This window comes from Microbacter margulisiae, from assembly GCF_014192515.1.
In the GTDB taxonomy this organism is placed as follows: domain Bacteria; phylum Bacteroidota; class Bacteroidia; order Bacteroidales; family Paludibacteraceae; genus Microbacter; species Microbacter margulisiae.
In genome coordinates this window covers 164,228-182,122 of sequence record NZ_JACHYB010000001.1, presented here as the reverse complement: position 1 = coordinate 182,122, position 17,895 = coordinate 164,228, and the positions used below count along the sequence as shown (strand labels likewise).

Genomic DNA, 17,895 nt, shown 5'->3' with positions numbered 1-17,895 from the left:
TTGATAATTGGACCTTCAGAGTTCCTCCGCTTCTTTACCTTCGGCCTCTTCCACTCACTTGCCTCACTCAAATAGCTATCGTTGTTGCATTGAGGTTGCCCCGAAGGAACCTTGAAGGTAGCTTGAAGTAACGTTAATGTCCCGTCAGTAAGTTGTCGGTGTTTCATCGAACAAGCATCGAAGAATATCGAACAAACATCGAACAATCATTAATGGTCAGTTGAAGCCACACCGCTTTTTTATCGAAGTATGCTCGAGCCATTTCCTGTTTTTATCGAACCTTAACCGAACATGTAGGGGCAGACTATCGAACAACCTTTGATTGTTGTGGGGGTAGCCATCGAACGTTTTTGAGTTTTTATGGTTTGCTGATGGCTACGTATTCTACACATTCTCTTGCCTGGATTGCCCAGAAGGAAAAGCAAAAAGGTCAAAATGCTATCGCCCCTACTCTTCCATTCTTCCGATCAAGGGTTCTCTGCTATGGTATGCTTATTTTGGATCTACCAGAATAGCGTTTCTTACATCTGTTTTCTCTTGCCATGACTTCATCCATAGGGGTAACGCGAAAAATTATACGATTTGCGCTATAACAATATATTTTTTTCTACACATATGCCACTACCAAATCAAAGTAAATCAGAAGTATTGAATGCATACTACATCTAAAAGTAAAATAAAGATTTATTTGTATCTTTGTCATGATAGATGCAACGTTGCTTAATGAAAAACCAAACTAAGCAATGAATAGTTTAACAGCTTTGCAACAAAATACGGGCAAAAAGACTTTATCTTTGCATTCGGCATTATGCTTGTAAGCGGTGTTTGACACAATTTTGCGGAATAAATTCAAAATCATTGGATAGTGTAGGGATACACGAACGCGGAAAAGACATTTTTAACATACTCGTTGATAGTGGGTTGGTTGATGTTCGTTGCTCCAGCATGGGAGTGACGAACCTTGTCGTCGAAAAGTAATAAAGAAAAGATTATCAATCACTGTTTGCTCCACATGATTACTCCTATTTAAGGCAATACATCAACATTATATTTATAATAATTCGCAAATCAGTGTATATTTGTGACAGATGCTATAAATTCTTGTGACTCAAAATCAGATCAAAGTGGAATTGAAACTTCGGCACTTGCCACAAACCTTACGGCAACACTGGGCGCTACAAATTAGACCAAAATAGCATTGAACCTGGTATAGAGGGATAACAAGAAAATCATTTCATTTTTCACTTATCTATTTTTCAAACATGACAACTATTGCAGATGCTAAAATAACAGACCTTCCCAAGATTCTTGATCGACGGGGAAATCTATCCGTGATAGAAGAGTGGAAAGAGATTCCTTTTAAGATTGAGCGCACTTACTGGATTTATGATGTCCCAGGAGGAGAAGTCCGGGGCGGGCATGCCTATAAAGAAAATCAGGAATTTATTGTAGCTCTTTCCGGCAGTTTTGATGTTATTCTTGATGATGGGAAAGAACGAAAAACATTCTCGTTAAACCGCTCTTATTACGGTTTATATGTTCCCAATGGTTTATGGCGGCAAATGGAAAATTTTTCCACTAACTCGTTGGCTTTAATTTTAGCATCCATACCCTATTCTAAAGATGATTATATCTATGATTATGATGAATTCAGAAACAAATAATAGTAGGTTTTCTTCTGTATATGATTGCACGATCATAGAACTTGATAAGCATCATCATGAAAAGGGCAATATTACAGTAGTAGAAAATAATATTACAATTCCATTTGGGACAAAACGGGTTTATTATTTGTATGACATTCCTGGTGGAGAGTCAAGAGGTGCACACGCACATAAAGAACTTAGTCAGCTTGTTATTGCTGCCAGCGGTAGTTTTGATGTTATTCTTGATGATGGAAAAGAGCGTAAGATATTCTCATTAAATCGTTCTTATTACGGCTTGTATGTTCCTAAAGGATTGTGGCGACAAATGGAAAATTTTTCTACGAATGCATTGGCTTTGATTGTTGCTTCAACAACTTACAATGCAGAAGATTATATTTATGACTATGAAGAGTTTCTAAAACACAAATAAGTCATGACAGAAACCGTATATGATTGTTCGATTATTGAACTACCCAGGATAGAAAATCGTGCGGGCAATATTACTCCGGTGCATGGTACTATCAATCTTCCATTCGATATAAAAAGGGTATTCTACACGTATGATATTCCCGGAGGTGAAGCCCGAGGCGCTCATGCCCATAAACAATGCCATCAATTCTTAGTAGCCGCAAGCGGCAGCTTTGAAGTGGTTTTGGATGATGGCAAAAACAAACGTACCATCCTACTAAACCGACCTTTCTACGGACTACATGTTCCACCGGGTATTTGGTCATCAGAGCAAGGATTTTCATCCGGCTCTGTCTGTTTAGTGTTAGCGTCACATGCGTATGATGCAGAGGATTATATCAGAGAATATGATGAATTTATAAGATATAAAAACTATATGATTTTATAAAATATGACATTATGAAACAATTAGTTCGCAACGTAAAGATATTAGGTACCGGGTCATATGTTCCGGAAACTATTTACACGAATGAGTATTTGGAAACGATACTACCTACAACTGCACAATGGGTTTATGACAATGTAGGTATAAAAGAAAGGCATATTGCATCACCGGAACAGGCGACGAGTGATTTGGCAACCATAGCCGGTCAGCGGGCGATTGAGGATGCAGGGTTAAAAAGTGAGGATATTGATTTAATCATAGTTGCTACTTCAACTTCGGATCGGAAAGCCCCATCAACAGCTGCTTTTGTGCAACATAAATTAAATGCTTTTAATGCAGCCGCATTTGATTTAACAGCAGTTTGTAGCGGGTTTTTGTTTGGGATGTCAGTTGCCAGTCAATATATTGCTTCAGGAGTATATAATAACGTTTTGGTCGTTGGAGCTGATACCTTCTCCAAAATTACAGATTGGAGGCGCAGGGATGCTATTTTTTTCGGAGATGGAGCAGGCGCGGCCGTAGTGACATCGGCCAATGTAACAGAAGGTTTTCTGGCCTATCGATTATATACCGATACAAGCAATGAAATGTTGGGCTTTACCATTCCCGGAGGAGGGTCGGAAATTCCCTTGACTCCAGACAACATGGATGAACAATATTTTCAAATGAATGGGAAAGCAGTTTTTGCATCAGCCACTATTGCCTTACCTAAAGCCATTAATCAGGTATTGCGGGATACCGGGCTAACAATTGATGATATAGATATTATGATTCCGCATCAGCCAAGCATTCGTATACTTCAAAAAACGGCAGAAATTATTGGGTTGCCTTTTGAGAAAGTAATGACCAATATGGATAAATATGCCAATACATCTGGAGCAACTATTCCCATTCTGTTGGATGAAGTAAATAAATCAGGGAAGCTAAAAAAAGGGAATATTGTGTTGTTTGCAGCTGTAGGTAGTGGTTGGACATATGGAGCATCCATCATAAAATGGGCATAATATGATAATTATAACTGGTGCATCTAAAGGAATAGGAAGATATTTGTTTACCCGGTTTAAACTAGATGGAGAAAATGTAATCGGGACTTACAATTCCACAATTAAAGGTTTTGAAGAGGATAAACAAGATTACTTTAAAGTGGATGTTTCAGATAGTAAAGCTGTGGAGACAATGATAGATTCCATTAAGGAGTCTTTATCCAAAATTATCTTGTTGAATTGTGCTGGCATCTCATACACTTCATTTGCGCATAAGGCTGATATTGAAAAATGGGAACGTGTTATAGATGTGAATCTAAAAGGGAGTTTTAATATGATCCATGCACTTCTTCCTTTAATGCGAGAGCAAGGCTATGGCCGGATTATCAATTTTTCTTCGGTTATTGCCATTTTACCAACACCAGGTGTTAGTGCGTACGCAGCTTCCAAAGCAGGATTATTAGGTTTAACTAAATCATTAGCTGCTGAAAACGCATCGAAAGGTATTACAATAAATGCGATTAATTTAGGTTATGTAAATTTAGGGATGGGAGTGAATGATGTACCTATTACGTATCAAGAAAAGATGAAAGCGCAAATACCTGCCGGTAGGTTTTGTAACCCAGAGGAAGTATATAATACAGCAAAGTATTTAATTCAAACCGAATATGTCAATGGCACAGCTATTGATATTAATGGTGCTCTAATCTGAAACATATGGAACTAAAAAGTAAAACAATTTTTTTGCGTTTGGTCGAACAATCTGATGCGGAATTTATACTATCCTTACGGATAAATAATAATTATAGCAAGTATTTATCAAGAGTTGATGATAATTTATCAGAACAAGAGCGTTGGTTGGCAGACTATAAAAAAAGAGAAGCACTAGAACAAGAGTTTTATTTTATAATTTGCCGAAATTCAGACTCTCTACCTATTGGAACCGTTAGAATATATGATTTTATAGGTGATAGAGAGTCATTTAGTTGGGGAAGTTGGATCTTAAATGAGAATAAAACGAGATATGCTGCTTTAGAATGCGCTTTACTAATTTATGATTTTGCATTTTTTACACTAGGGTTTAAGCGTTGCCATATGGATATCAGAAAGCAAAATATTAAAGTTATTGAGTTCCATAAAAAATTTGGAGTAAAAATGATTGGAGAAACAGAAATAGATCTTTTGGGACATTATTTTCCAGAGGATTATTTATCGATAAGAGAGAAAATTAACACAATGATAGAATCTTATGACAAAATTTCTTGACCTTCAACAAATCAACGCCCAATATATTGCAGAGCTAATAAGAGAAGGTTGTTTTTTAATATACAGATTAACAGTAAAAAAATAATAAGAAACGCTGCGAACCAGAAGTGTTTTTGGAATGGAAATTCATAATGAATAGTTTCCCTTTGACAATCTATAAATGGTAAAACAAATGAAACAAGCCATCAAACAATTCATGCTTAAGTAGATATTGCTTTGGCGAGTTCCATACATCCTTAACATTAGTATAAAACAAAAATAAACGTATGAAGACTACAGTCATACACCAACATGATGATTGGTATTTAATTGAGCTACCAGGCTACGGCGATATACCAAAGAATGAATTACAGGTGGATATAAGCGTAACAGATAAAGACTTTATAAATATGGACTATAAAGCATTACGGGGAGCCATGATTATGGAACGATACCTTGAAAAACAGGAAAGAAATATCGTTTCAGAGTCTTTGGAATCCTATCAGTCTATTTATTTTGAGAAACTTAATATAAATCCAGTCAATTCAATGGATGAATTGATGAGTGTATTAATTACCATACCAAGAAGAAATGCTATTTATACTCGATAATAATTTTGTACTTGATCTGATAGCTCGCCGTTCGTCAAATTTCGGACTGCAACTTAATTTATTGTATTTTTTGTTAGACAAAGGATATGCAGCTATTTCATCAAGCCAATTACATAATTTGCGCTATGTAGTTATGCGCAATTACCCTCAATATGAGGCTGACTATTTAGAAATTGAAGCTCGGTTGAGAATAATTAAAACGCCTTCTTATGTTGACTTGAATCATAAGTTAGCTATTATAGATATAGAAGATTACTTGATAGAGCTCTCCGCTAAAGCCTGTAATGCAAAAATAATAACTTCCGATAAGCAATTTCTTGCAAATTCCGAATTGGCGATGACTCCGGTTGAAACATTTAATTATTTGATCAATGAACATAGGGAAATTGAATTTTTATCTCTAAAAAGAATAAATGATAAATATTCAGTTGATATTGAACACTCGATTGACCGAGTACTCGCCAGTGGTTGGTATCTTCTTGGGAATGAAGTAAAAACGTTTGAAAAGGAGTATGCCGGTTATATTGGCACCACTTATTGTGTGGGAGTAGCCAATGGATTAGATGCTTTACGTTTAATACTCCGTGCATACAAAGAAATGGGAATCATGCACGAAGGCGACGAAATCATTGTGCCGGCAAATACCTATATCGCATCCATCCTTGCTATTACAGACAACAAATTAGTCCCTGTTTTAGTGGAACCTTCCATTGAGACATTGGAGATTAACGACACGAAAATTGAAGTAGCAATTACTCCGAAAACAAAAGGAATCATGATCGTTCATCTCTATGGACAATGTGCCTACACTGAAAAAATCGGAGAGATTTGCAAAAAGTACAATTTGAAGCTCATCGAAGATAACGCGCAGGCACATGGATGTGTATATACAGAACCAAGAACCAGGAATCAAGAACCTAGAAAGACAGGTTCATTGGGTGATGCAGCAGGACACAGTTTCTATCCGGGTAAAAACCTTGGTGCAATGGGAGATGCCGGAGCAGTCACTACGAATAACGGTGAGTTGGCTCGTGTAGTGCGTGCTTTAGCTAATTATGGCAGCGAAAAGAAATATGTAAATAATTATCAAGGGCTCAATAGCCGTTTAGACGAAATTCAAGCAGCAATTCTTCGCGTAAAATTGAACTATTTAGACGAAGATAATGAGAAAAGACGCAACGTGGCTCATTATTACTTAGAGAATATAAAACATCCGGATATCAAACTTCCTGTTGTCACAGATTGGAATGCTCACGTATTTCATATCTTCCCCATTCTGTCACCCCGCAGAGATGCATTGCAACAATACTTAACAGAAAATGGAGTGCAAACCCTTATCCATTATCCGATCCCTCCGCATAAGCAATTAGCGTATAAAGAATGGAATACTCTTTCATTTCCTATCACCGAACAAATACACAATGAGGTGCTTAGCTTACCGATAAGTCAGGTGATGAATACTTCCGAAATAGAAAGAGTGGTGGAAATTTTGAATGATTGGAGAAGATGAGAATTAGCTAATTAGCTAATGTGAGGATTTGAGGATGTGATAATTTGAGAATGTGAGGATGTGATAATTTGAGGATTGAATATGGAGAAAAGGAATGAAGTGTTGGAGTTGAGTTTTGAATTTGCTCTTGATATCATTCATTATTGTGAGGAGCTGGAGAATAATAAGAAATATGTATTATCTCATCAACTGCTGAAATCGGGGACGTCCATCGAAGCAAATGGAAAAGAAGCTCAGAATGCGGAAAGTATCATGGATTTTGTTCATAAGCTTAAAATTGCTGCCAAAGAGGCTGAAGAAACTGAATATTGGCTTCAACTTTGTTTAAAATCAAAAACTTATCCTTCTTCACAGAAATTAATTGACCAAATAGGAAGTATCAAGAAATTATTAAATGCAATTATAGCTGCTACGAAACGAAAATTAACTAATTAACAATTAGTTAATTAGTTAATTAGTTAATGAGAGGATGAGCAAATTAAATCTACCAATCTACAAATCCACGAATCTACTAATCCACAAATCATCTCATCGATTAATGACCGATTCTCAGTCCTCCTACCGACAAATCATGAAAGCAACCTCCCTGTTTGGAGGAGTGCAAGTTGTCGGCATCATTATCACAATAATCCGCACCAAATTTATAGCCGTTCTTTTAGGCCCTGTGGGAATGGGAATCGCAGGTCTGTTAAACGGCACAATCGGACTAATCGCCGGTATCGCTGATTTTGGGTTAGGAACAAGCGCCATCAAAGATGTTGCGGCCGCATATGGAACGGGAAATGCCCAACGAGTGGCAACAGTAGTCAAAGTATTTCGTCGATGGATATGGATTACAGGATTATTAGGCACTGTCATCACCTTATGCTTTTCTCCATTACTTAGCCAGTTTGCTTTTGGTAATAAAAACTACACCTTTGCTTTTATCTGGATTTCCATCACCTTACTATTAGGTCAAATCAGTTCCGGCCAAAATGTAGTGCTACGTGGAATGCGAAAAGTAAAAGAGATGGCTAAAGCCAGTCTGATTGGTAGCATTCTGGGACTATTTACTACCATCCCCCTATACTATTTCTTTGGCCTAAAAGGGATTGTTCCGGGTATTATTATTGCATCGGTTACATCGTTATTATTGACATGGTATTATGCCCATAAAATCAAAATCGAACCTGTTTATGTATCTAAAGCCCGTACTGTAGCGGAAGGTAAAGATATGTTGAAAATGGGCTTTATGCTCAGTTTAAACGGATTAATCACAAGCGGAACCGCTTATCTTTTCCGGGTCTATTTAAGCAGGACTGGCGGAGTAGATCAGGTAGGATTATACAATGCAGGATTCGCCATGATCAATACCTATGTAGGATTAATTTTTACAGCAATGAGTATGGATTACTATCCCCGATTATCGGCTTTAGCCCATAGTAATGCGTTGTGTACAGAAGCCATCAATCAACAAGCTGAGATAGCTATTTTGATTTTGGCTCCTATCATCCTCATCTTTCTGGTTTTTATTCACTGGGTAGTTGTATTGCTCTATTCCCATAAGTTTACCCCTATTAACGACATGATTTTGTGGGCAGCATATGGCATGCTGTTCAAAGCATCGAGTTGGGCCATTGGATTCATTCTATTGGCTAAGGGAGCATCCAAGTTGTTCTTTTTTAACGAGTTATTTGCCAACTTATATGTATTTGGTTTCAATATTATCGGATATAATTTAGACGGACTAACCGGATTAGGAATATCTTTTATGGTAGGATATATTATCTATTTAATCCAAGTACACGTATTAAGCCATATAAAGTATTCTTTTTCGTTTAATAGAGATTTTATTCGTATTTTCATTATCCAATTTTTATTTGTCTCCGGTTGTTTTATCGTTGTTAAATTGCTGCCAACACATTATGCTTATGGAGTAGGCAGTATTTTAATTATTTTGTCTGGCTGGTATTCATATAAAGAGCTGGATAAACGGCTGGATTTAAAAAATATGCTGAGCCAAATTTTACATAAATAGTAACAACTACACTATGAATCAGGAAAATCCTTTGGTTTCCATTATTGTCATTACCTATAATTCGGCAAAATATGTAGTAGAAACGCTGGAAAGTACTAAAGCCCAAACCTATCAAAACATTGAGTTAATAGTGAGCGATGATTGCTCTACGGACGAAACAGTTGAAAGTTGCAGGAATTGGTTGAATTTAAATAAGGGAAGGTTTGTTAGAACAAAACTGATTACTTCTGATAGAAACACCGGAATTCCGGCAAATTGCAACCGAGGGTTATTTGAAGCAACAGGAGAATGGCTAAAATTTATTGCAGGAGATGACATACTATATTCCAGTGGCATAATGCAAGCAATAAAGTTCATACAAACTAATCCAGCCATAGTAATCTTTGATTCTATAGTAGACATTTACAATGATGATTTATCTATTTTATATGAACGAAAAACTGGGAATACCCAATTTTACACAAAATCAAAAACGGCACAAGAGCAATTAGTTTTATTCTCTAATAATCTAAATAAACCACGTATCATTTCTACAGTAGGTATATTTGTGAAAAATGTATTATTTCGTGAATTAGGGGGATATAATCTCACATTTCCATTGTTAGAAGATGCTCCTATGTGGTTTAAAGTGTTAAAATCAGGACATAAAATACACTACCTACCATCTCCTACAGTAAAATACAGAAAACATCAAGACGGAGTATCCTACATGAAATCATCACAAATATTAATCAATCAATTCCAACTAACAGTAAATAAGTTTATGTGGAATTATCTTTATAAGGAATGCACATTAATAAATAAATTAGAAATTATATGGAATAATATTTTTTCAAAATTGATCATTCTACTTGGAAATAAGGGAATTATTCCAGGAATAATTTTACGTTTTAGAAATAAATTTAGCCCATCTGCAATATTTAACAAATTATCTTATATAACAAAATAAACTCAAACTATATAGCATTAGATATGCTAGTGTTATGTTAGATTTGATACGGCGTAATATATTTATTTTCTTTGCAGCAAAAACCACCATATGATATTATACACAATCAAACTCAGCCAAACAAGTTGAAAAATTAAAAAAAATAATAAATAAAGGGAGTCATAGTTCTCAATCCTTTAGGGCAGCCTATATTTTATTAAACTGCGACAAGGGAGAGTTTTCGGACAACGCAAAGATTACCAATGAAGAGATTTGTAAGATACTCAAGGTAGGATCAAGGACAATAGACAGGGTAAAAAAGAGATTTATAAAAGAGGGCTTTGAAGAAGCATTAGAACGACGAGCCTCAAGCCAGGTATACAAGAAAAAGCAGATGGTGATTTAGAAGCGAAATTAGTGGCACTTTGTTGTAGCGAGCCGCCGGAAGGCTTTTCAAGATGGTCTTTACGTTTGTTGTCAGACAAAATGGTTGAATTGGAATATGTAGATTATATTTCATGTGTAACGGTGAGAGAGGTTTTAAAAAGACGAACTTTAGCTTTGGAAAGTAAAAGGCTGGGTGATTCCACCAGAAGCGAGTAGTGAATTTGTTTGCAATATGGAACATGTTTGGATGTTTATAAATTACCGTACGAAGGAGAATATCCGGTAGTTTGCATGGATGAATCACTCAAAACTGATAGAACAAATAGCGAGAGCAGCAATGACGCCTAGTCAAGAGGCCAGAGTTGATTACGAGTACATAAGGCATGGGATGGTCAACATATTTATGGCAAATGAACCTTTAAGAGGAAAACGGATTGGGCAAAATTTGTCAAACGAATAGCAGATGAAATGTATCCACAAGCAAAAAAGATAAAACTTGTGATGGATAATTTCAAGACACGTGATGCTTCCTCATTTTATGAAGCATTTGAGCCATGAGCCATCAGAAGCCAAGCGGATATGAGATAGATTTGAATTTATATATGGACCCAAGCATGAAAGTTGGCTAAATATGGCGGAAATAGAATCACATGTGCTGAACGAACAATACTTAAATCGTTATATTGAAACGGAAGAGAAAGTAAAAAAGAAGTTCAGGCGTGGCAAGAACATCGAAGCAATAAAAATATTAAGATTAACTGGCAATTTACAAATGAAGAAGCTCAGATAAAACTCAAAAGAATTTATCCGTCAATTCTGTACTAACATAACACTAGTTCAATATGAATTTTTTTTTTAGCCTATATTTCATCTGTATAAAAAACACATCAATAGACATCTTTTATACAAGAATAATGACAAGAGCTATTAATTATTACTGCAGATTATTCTATAAACTAACATCTCCATTTTATAAACTAGCAGTAAACAAAAGATTGGATGCATTGCAAAACGGATATATTGTAAGTTTAACCACATTTCCACCTCGTATCAATAAAGTATGGATAACGATAGAATCTATTATTCATCAAAGCAAAAAACCGGACGCTATCATTTTATGGCTAAGCAATGAAGAGTTTAGTGATAGCTCTGTTTTACCGAAAAAATTATTAAAATTACAGAAAAGAGGATTAGAAATCCGCTTTTGTTCTGGAAATTTGATGCCTCATAAAAAATATTTCTATGCTATGCAGGAATACCCCAAAGCGAATATAATTACGATTGATGATGATATGATTTATCCTCCAAATCTATTACATATGCTGATTAAAACACATCTACAATACCCACTTGCTATCTGTTGCAGCATAACCAGAGAGATAACGATTATCAATAAGCACATAGCTCCTTATAATGAATGGAAATATGTCAGGCATAATACATTACCTTCTTTTAAATACCTTACAATTGGAGTTGGAGGTACGTTATTCCCTGCAAACTCCCTAAATAAACAAGCTTTTAATCAAGAAGAGATACAAAAAAGGGCTATACGGGCAGACGACCTCTGGCTGAAAGTTATGAGTTTATTAAACCAAACCCCAGTAATAAGTATTTCTGGAGAGTTTTCACGATTCTTTCCCCCAATCATTATTAGAGATAACAAAAGATTGATGGATGAAAACATAGGGCAAGGGAAAAACGATCTTATTTTTAACGAACTAATGAAACATTACCATATTTCATATTCAGTTTTAGAATCGCAATAAAGAGCTCGTCATAATGACTCAATAATTCACAAGTGCATTAACCATTTAACTAATGGCATGAATCATAACTTATACAAAACGATAATAAAACAGCGTATTTTCTTGTCATTATTATGGCCATTCGGAGGGTTGTTGATCAGCATACGTGAGTTTCGTTATCCGTATGCTAAGAATTTGTTTTGGTGGTTTTGTATTTTTTTTGGTCTAACTTTTATTGTGGCAACCGGACCCAATAGCGCAGACAGCGCTCGCTACGCGGAATCATTGGTTAAATTGCATCAGGCCAATATTACCTCTATATCGGAGGTAATGAAAGGATTGTATTCCGATGAAGGGAAAACATTGGATATCTATCAATCTCTGATGACGTTTATAGTATCCCGCTTCACCGGGAATCCGCAATTTCTCTTTTTGAGTTATGCTCTTGTATTCGGATTCTTCTATTCACGTACTTTGTGGTATGTGTTTGATAAAATAAAAGGAAATATTCGTCTCTATCTGGTTCCCATCATGATCTTATATGCATTGGTATGCCCTATATGGAATATTAATGGAGTCCGGATGTGGACAGCGTTACAGATATTCGTGTATGGAGCCTTGCCATATTTACTGGATGGTAATCCGAAGAAATTGTATTGGAGTGTGGCTTCGGTTTTGTTTCATTTTTCTTTTTTTATTCCGGTTGTAATCTTGTTCAGCTTTCAATTCTTGCCTAAAAAATGGAGTACCTTTTATTTTGTATTTTTTCTGCTTACCTCGTTTATCAAAGAAATTAATATTGGGGCTATTACTAACTTTGCCACGAACCATATGCCTGCTTTTTTAGCACCCAGGATAGAAAGCTATACAAATTCTGATTATATCCAAAATCAAACAGTTGCCGATCAAAATTTAGCTTTTCATGTCATTTTAGCCAATAATATTGCACACTATTTTATTTATATCATGGTGATTGCAATTTGGTTGAAAGGAAAAGATGTATTGAATAATCATTTACGATTAAAACAGCTGTTCAATTATTCTCTTTACAGCTACGGCATTGCCCAAATACTGGCGTTGATTCCCTCAGGGGGACGGTTTGTATCCGTAGCCAACATGTTTATGTATGCTTTTTTAGTGCTTTTCATTCATGTAAGCAGTCGGGAGATTTCTCTGATTCGAAGAACAATACAATTCAGTATGCCCTTTTTAATTTTTGCCATCATTTTTCAAATATGGGCGGGGATGCTATTCTGGGGGCCCAATACTTTGATTGGAAATCCTGTCACCGCTTTTATGACGAATGATGCCACTCCCTTTATGACACTCATCAAACAATGGGTATAACGAAAGCATTACATATAAATTCTATAAATACATTATATGCAAAACACGTCAAATAAGAAAAAAATATTGATTCTAAGTGCAAATATCTATGACACAACTTCTCCTCGCACAATGCGTACGATAGAATTAACAACAGAATTGATAAAACAAGGACATTCTGTTGTGTTATATTCTGCAACTGAAAATAAATCTAAAAATCAGGCAATCCAAAAATCAGACAATCTAAGCTTAAAAAGTTATAGCTCTTGTAACACGAAGTTTTCACGATCATCTGTCCCATTCATTCGTTTACTATTGAATATAGTCAATAGAATACTCGATTATTTATTTCTGTATCCAAGTATACAATATTTCATAAAAGTAAGAAAAGCACTAAAACAAGAAATCGGAAAGCAATACGATTTGTTAATATCCGTGGCAGTACCACACCCAATTCACTGGGGGTGTGCATGTGTAATAAATCAAAAAACGAAACCATTACTCTGTAATAAATGGGTAGCAGACTGTGGAGATCCCTTTATGGGTTCGCAAACCGAAACAATCAGCCATCCTTTTTACTTTAAATATATTGAAAAATGGAGTTTTCGTAAAGCAGATTATATTTCTATACCAATGGCTACAGCAAAAACAGGATACTTTCCTGAATTTTGGGAAAAATTAGTCATAATACCTCAGGGAGTAGATTTTGCAAAAATAAAAATATACGAAAAGCCAATACAAAATGATGTAATAACTTTTATTTATGCAGGAGGATTTCTTGCAAATAAACGAGAACCCGCTCCATTTCTACAATATATAGAAAATCAACAATATAACTTCAAATTTATTGTTTACACAAAATGTGGAGGAAGCAATTATTTCGATCATATTTCTTCAGCATTAAGACAAAAAATAGAAATTCACGACTACATCAAAAGAGAAGAATTAATCTACCAAATGAGTAAAGTAGATTTTTTACTAAATCTTGAAAATGGGACATCAGTACAAATGCCAAGTAAATTAATTGATTATGCATTGTCAATGCGCCCTATTTTATCAATTGATGCGAATAACCTCAATACTAAATTAATTGATGAGTTTTTTGAAAGGAATTATACCCACCAATACAATGTTGAGAATATTGCCCAATATAATATCGAAAATGTAACAAAAGCATTTCTGTCTCTTTGTGAATAATCGAAAGATATGAGACATACCATATTTACACCAACTTTTAATAGGATAACAACATTACCCAGACTGTATGAATCCATCAAGGCCCAAACATATAAAAACTTCAGTTGGTTAATCATAGATGATGGATCAACAGATAACACCCAAGAACTTGTTCAAAAATGGATTGAAGAAAATGTCATTTCTATTCAATATATTTATAAAGAAAATGGAGGAAAGCATACAGCCTTACAGCTTGCTCTTGAATGTATCGAATCAAAATATATTGAAATGATTGATAGTGATGATATGTTTACGAGTACGGCAATGGAGACATTTGAAATGGCATGGAAGAATATTGAAATGAAGGGGTTAGAAGATCAAATCGCTCAAGTTAAAATGTTTTCAATGTATGAATCCGGACAGTTAGTCGGCTATGGTGATTTTTTATTACCTCAACAAATAGATCATCTGGATGGAACATGGCACGAATTAGTTTTAAAACATAATTGTCACAGAGAGTTAGTTGATTCTACAAATGTATCAAAATTAAAACAATGCATAAATATAAGCAAATATAATTGGAAACAGGAATATTTACGATTTATTAGCGAATTTATTTTATGGTCTGCCATTGGAAGGACATACAAAACTAGAATTATCAATAATATTGGAAGAATTTATTATATGGATGGTTCCAATAGTATATTAAGGGGAAGAAAAGAAACTCGACATTATATTAATGACATGGTAAATAACATGTATTTTGTCGACGAAAACATAGATTATTTTTTTTATAATCCATTATATTTTATCAAGTTTATTATAAAATACATTATAGCCGGATTTATTGTAAAAGAGTCCATTCATAGTCAATGGAAGATCATTCGTTCGAAAAAATTCAAAGTTTTATATATCATATCCTTTTTCCCCGCTTGTATGTTTTATTTCAAAATGAAATATTGTGACCATCAATTTTATTTAGGATGAAGGTATTAAAATCTTTAAGGCGTAGCATGCCGAACATTCCTGGATGGCACACAAATCGAAAGATTGTAGTGATTGAAAGCGATGATTGGGGAAGCATCCGGATGCCATCGAAAAAGGTGTATGACAAACTATTACAAGATGGATACAACGTGGATCAACTCTCATACGAGAGATATGATTCTTTAGCCAGTGAAGAGGATTTATCCGCTTTGTTTGATACACTGACTTCCATAAAAAATCAAAGGGAACAACATCCTGTCATTACGGCCAATACAGTGGTGGCCAATCCGGATTTTGAGAAAATAGCCGCATCAGGGTTTTCTGAATATTTTTATGAACCATTCATAAAAACATTGACTCAATATCCTCATCATACCCATGCGTTTGCGTTATGGAAAGAAGGGATAGAACAGCAAATATTTCACCCTCAGTTTCATGCACGGGAGCATTTGAATGTCGCCAGATGGATGAGGGATTTACAACAAAATATTCCGGCTGCCCGGTTAGCTTTTGAACACAAGACCATAAGTCTAAGCTCTTTGATTACGCCCAACAATAAAAATGCCTATATGGATTCATTTGATTACGATACAGAAGTGGAATCCATATTGTTGAACACCATATTAACCGACGGGTTACAGCTCTTTGAATCCCTTTTTGGCTACCCTTCAAAATCATTTATTGCTTCTTGCTATATATGGAGTAAAGAACTGGAAATCAAACTTCAGAAATGTGGAGTTGACTTTATTCAGGGAATGGCCGTGCAAACTATTCCCACATTAAATCATGGCAATGTATATACCCACAATTATCATTATACAGGACAAAAGAACCGGCTGGAACAAATCTATCTAGTCAGAAACTGTTTTTTTGAACCCTCTGAGAATATAGCATTTGACTGGGTTAATGATTGCATGAACCGGATCAAAATCGCATTCAGATGGGGGAAACCAGCTATTATCAGCACCCACCGGTTAAACTTTATCGGAAATATCGACCCTACCAACAGAGACCGGAACCTGAAGTTGTTTGCCAACTTGCTTAAAACCATTCTTCATTTTTACCCGGATGTAGAATTTATGACTTCCGATCAACTGGGCTCAGTTATCGCATCAAATACCAAAGTATGAACCAAGAAAAATTCTTACATATTATCCGTTGCTTTCAGGATATAAATGACAGGAACATTGATTCTCTTGGAAAAATCTATGACGACAGAGCAAAGTTAACCGCGATGATCACAGAGCTTTTGGGTCATGATTTTTTAGAATCGGTTACCGGCAAAAAAATTTTATTAAAACCCAATTGGGTAAAACATTCCTCTAAAGAAACGGATGAGCTATGCCTGCGTACAAACGATCAATGGGTAATTGCTGCATTGGAAGTCATCCTGCCGCAAAAACCGATTTCAGTTACCATTGGCGACGCTCCGATACAAGGATGTCTTTGGGAAAAAGCCATTTCACCTTCATTTATAGCACAAATAGAACAGTTAAGCGAAAAGGCAGGGATACCCGTTGGCATCAAAGATTTCAGGCGCCGGACATTTAACCCTGCATCTAACATACCTGTATCAGAACGTAATCCTATTTCGGAATATGTAATTCTTGATATCGGGAGCAACAGTTTTTTAGAGCCAATCTCGAATTCAGGTGGAAATTTCAGGGTAAATGATTATGACTATCAACAATTAGCTAAAAATCAAAGAAAAGGAGTTCATAAATATTGCATCACCAGGGCACTATTTGATGCCGATATTGTAATCTCCATGCCCAAAATAAAAACACACCAAAAAACGGGCATGACCGGTGCATTGAAAAACATTGTCGGATTGAACGGGGATAAAGATTATTTGCCGCATCACCGTGTCGGAGGCACAAAACAGGGAGGAGACTGCTATCCGGGATCTAATATCCTGAGAAGGATTAGCGAAATATTCATTGATTTGGCCAATAAAAAGCAAGGAACTACTTATTATCTTCTATTGCATAGATTATCATATTTATTATGGAAGATGTCATTTCCCAAAAACACACATAATCTTGGAGCTGCATGGTATGGCAACGACACTACCTGGCGTATGGTTATGGACTTAAATAAAATTGCCATTTATGGGAAAGCAGATGGAAGCTTGTCCAATAAACCGCAAAGGCAGTTATACAGCCTTTGCGATGGGATTATCGGCGGGCAAGGAAATGGCCCCCTTCATCCTGACCCGTTCCCTTTCGGTTTCGTCAGTTTTACAAATGACTCAGCACTCAATGATTTATGCATGACAACTCTCATGGGATTTCATCCTGATAAAATTCCTTTAATACATACAGCATTGAAATTGACTGATATACATAATGTCTTGATTACCTTAGATCACAAAAAAATTAATACGTTGCAAGATTTAGAACCATACAGTATCCATACCACAGCAGCTCCGGGGTGGGATGATTATTTAAATGCTAATTAAAAGGTATAATTCTCACCATA

The 17,895-nt window shown here is 35.6% G+C and carries 17 protein-coding genes and 1 pseudogene; all 18 read left to right on the top strand.

What is annotated here, in order from left to right:
• The first annotated feature begins 1,262 nt into the window (after positions 1-1,262).
• A complete protein-coding gene (locus tag FHX64_RS00805) occupies positions 1,263-1,664 on the top strand; it encodes a sugar 3,4-ketoisomerase (protein ID WP_183411939.1) in 402 nt (133 codons plus the stop codon).
• A complete protein-coding gene (locus FHX64_RS00800; RefSeq protein ID WP_246392253.1) occupies positions 1,642-2,076 on the top strand; it encodes a sugar 3,4-ketoisomerase in 435 nt (144 codons plus the stop codon). The genes FHX64_RS00805 and FHX64_RS00800 overlap by 23 nt, the downstream gene beginning before the upstream one ends.
• A 3-nt stretch (positions 2,077-2,079) precedes the next feature.
• Positions 2,080-2,502: a sugar 3,4-ketoisomerase gene (locus tag FHX64_RS00795; protein WP_183411938.1), complete on the top strand. Its 423-nt coding sequence runs from the start codon at positions 2,080-2,082 to the stop codon at positions 2,500-2,502.
• An 11-nt stretch (positions 2,503-2,513) separates the two neighbouring features.
• On the top strand, positions 2,514-3,503 hold the full coding sequence (locus tag FHX64_RS00790; RefSeq protein WP_183411937.1) for a 3-oxoacyl-ACP synthase III family protein: 990 nt from the start codon (positions 2,514-2,516) through the stop codon (positions 3,501-3,503).
• A 1-nt stretch (position 3,504) separates the two neighbouring features.
• The gene (locus tag FHX64_RS00785; RefSeq protein ID WP_183411936.1) at positions 3,505-4,194 is read left to right on the top strand and encodes an SDR family NAD(P)-dependent oxidoreductase; all 690 of its coding nucleotides are present in this window, start codon (positions 3,505-3,507) and stop codon (positions 4,192-4,194) included.
• A gap of 5 nt (positions 4,195-4,199) precedes the next feature.
• Positions 4,200-4,748, top strand: a complete 549-nt coding sequence (locus FHX64_RS00780) for a GNAT family N-acetyltransferase (protein ID WP_183411935.1) — start codon at positions 4,200-4,202, stop codon at positions 4,746-4,748.
• A 266-nt stretch (positions 4,749-5,014) separates the two neighbouring features.
• A complete protein-coding gene (locus FHX64_RS00775) occupies positions 5,015-5,338 on the top strand; it encodes a hypothetical protein (protein WP_183411934.1) in 324 nt (107 codons plus the stop codon).
• 337 nt (positions 5,339-5,675) lie between these two features.
• A complete protein-coding gene (locus FHX64_RS00770) occupies positions 5,676-6,848 on the top strand; it encodes a DegT/DnrJ/EryC1/StrS family aminotransferase (protein WP_221202176.1) in 1,173 nt (390 codons plus the stop codon).
• An 81-nt stretch (positions 6,849-6,929) separates the two neighbouring features.
• Positions 6,930-7,283, top strand: a complete 354-nt coding sequence (locus tag FHX64_RS00765) for a four helix bundle protein (RefSeq protein WP_183411932.1) — start codon at positions 6,930-6,932, stop codon at positions 7,281-7,283.
• 136 nt (positions 7,284-7,419) lie between these two features.
• Complete coding sequence (locus FHX64_RS00760; protein WP_246392251.1) at positions 7,420-8,865, top strand: O-antigen translocase; 1,446 nt, start codon at positions 7,420-7,422, stop codon at positions 8,863-8,865.
• A 13-nt stretch (positions 8,866-8,878) separates the two neighbouring features.
• Complete coding sequence (locus tag FHX64_RS00755; RefSeq protein ID WP_183411930.1) at positions 8,879-9,814, top strand: glycosyltransferase family 2 protein; 936 nt, start codon at positions 8,879-8,881, stop codon at positions 9,812-9,814.
• 142 nt (positions 9,815-9,956) lie between these two features.
• Positions 9,957-11,005 (top strand): annotated as a pseudogene (locus tag FHX64_RS00750) (IS630 family transposase).
• 89 nt (positions 11,006-11,094) lie between these two features.
• Entirely contained in the window at positions 11,095-11,946 is an 852-nt protein-coding gene (locus FHX64_RS00745; protein ID WP_183411929.1) for a hypothetical protein, read from the top strand.
• A gap of 57 nt (positions 11,947-12,003) precedes the next feature.
• Positions 12,004-13,272, top strand: a complete 1,269-nt coding sequence (locus tag FHX64_RS00740; protein ID WP_183411928.1) for an EpsG family protein — start codon at positions 12,004-12,006, stop codon at positions 13,270-13,272.
• A 36-nt stretch (positions 13,273-13,308) separates the two neighbouring features.
• The gene (locus tag FHX64_RS00735) at positions 13,309-14,448 is read left to right on the top strand and encodes a glycosyltransferase family protein (RefSeq protein ID WP_183411927.1); all 1,140 of its coding nucleotides are present in this window, start codon (positions 13,309-13,311) and stop codon (positions 14,446-14,448) included.
• 9 nt (positions 14,449-14,457) lie between these two features.
• Positions 14,458-15,414, top strand: coding sequence for a glycosyltransferase family A protein (locus FHX64_RS00730; RefSeq protein WP_183411926.1), 957 nt, complete (start codon positions 14,458-14,460; stop codon positions 15,412-15,414).
• The gene (locus FHX64_RS00725) at positions 15,411-16,544 is read left to right on the top strand and encodes a hypothetical protein (protein ID WP_183411925.1); all 1,134 of its coding nucleotides are present in this window, start codon (positions 15,411-15,413) and stop codon (positions 16,542-16,544) included. The genes FHX64_RS00730 and FHX64_RS00725 overlap by 4 nt, the downstream gene beginning before the upstream one ends.
• Positions 16,541-17,875, top strand: a complete 1,335-nt coding sequence (locus tag FHX64_RS00720; protein WP_183411924.1) for a DUF362 domain-containing protein — start codon at positions 16,541-16,543, stop codon at positions 17,873-17,875. The genes FHX64_RS00725 and FHX64_RS00720 overlap by 4 nt, the downstream gene beginning before the upstream one ends.
• Positions 17,876-17,895 lie beyond the last annotated feature (20 nt).

Excerpts from the sequence above, each read along its gene's own strand:
- FHX64_RS00805 (WP_183411939.1), top strand. The coding sequence starts at position 1,263 with ATGACAACTATTGCAGATGCTAAAATAACAGACCTTCCCAAGATTCTT.
- FHX64_RS00800 (WP_246392253.1), top strand. The coding sequence starts at position 1,642 with ATGATGAATTCAGAAACAAATAATAGTAGGTTTTCTTCTGTATATGAT.
- FHX64_RS00795 (WP_183411938.1), top strand. The coding sequence starts at position 2,080 with ATGACAGAAACCGTATATGATTGTTCGATTATTGAACTACCCAGGATA.
- FHX64_RS00790 (WP_183411937.1), top strand. The coding sequence starts at position 2,514 with ATGAAACAATTAGTTCGCAACGTAAAGATATTAGGTACCGGGTCATAT.
- FHX64_RS00785 (WP_183411936.1), top strand. The coding sequence starts at position 3,505 with ATGATAATTATAACTGGTGCATCTAAAGGAATAGGAAGATATTTGTTT.
- FHX64_RS00780 (WP_183411935.1), top strand. The coding sequence starts at position 4,200 with ATGGAACTAAAAAGTAAAACAATTTTTTTGCGTTTGGTCGAACAATCT.
- FHX64_RS00775 (WP_183411934.1), top strand. The coding sequence starts at position 5,015 with ATGAAGACTACAGTCATACACCAACATGATGATTGGTATTTAATTGAG.
- FHX64_RS00770 (WP_221202176.1), top strand. The coding sequence starts at position 5,676 with ATGACTCCGGTTGAAACATTTAATTATTTGATCAATGAACATAGGGAA.
- FHX64_RS00765 (WP_183411932.1), top strand. The coding sequence starts at position 6,930 with ATGGAGAAAAGGAATGAAGTGTTGGAGTTGAGTTTTGAATTTGCTCTT.
- FHX64_RS00760 (WP_246392251.1), top strand. The coding sequence starts at position 7,420 with ATGAAAGCAACCTCCCTGTTTGGAGGAGTGCAAGTTGTCGGCATCATT.
- FHX64_RS00755 (WP_183411930.1), top strand. The coding sequence starts at position 8,879 with ATGAATCAGGAAAATCCTTTGGTTTCCATTATTGTCATTACCTATAAT.
- FHX64_RS00745 (WP_183411929.1), top strand. The coding sequence starts at position 11,095 with ATGACAAGAGCTATTAATTATTACTGCAGATTATTCTATAAACTAACA.
- FHX64_RS00740 (WP_183411928.1), top strand. The coding sequence starts at position 12,004 with ATGAATCATAACTTATACAAAACGATAATAAAACAGCGTATTTTCTTG.
- FHX64_RS00735 (WP_183411927.1), top strand. The coding sequence starts at position 13,309 with ATGCAAAACACGTCAAATAAGAAAAAAATATTGATTCTAAGTGCAAAT.
- FHX64_RS00730 (WP_183411926.1), top strand. The coding sequence starts at position 14,458 with ATGAGACATACCATATTTACACCAACTTTTAATAGGATAACAACATTA.
- FHX64_RS00725 (WP_183411925.1), top strand. The coding sequence starts at position 15,411 with ATGAAGGTATTAAAATCTTTAAGGCGTAGCATGCCGAACATTCCTGGA.
- FHX64_RS00720 (WP_183411924.1), top strand. The coding sequence starts at position 16,541 with ATGAACCAAGAAAAATTCTTACATATTATCCGTTGCTTTCAGGATATA.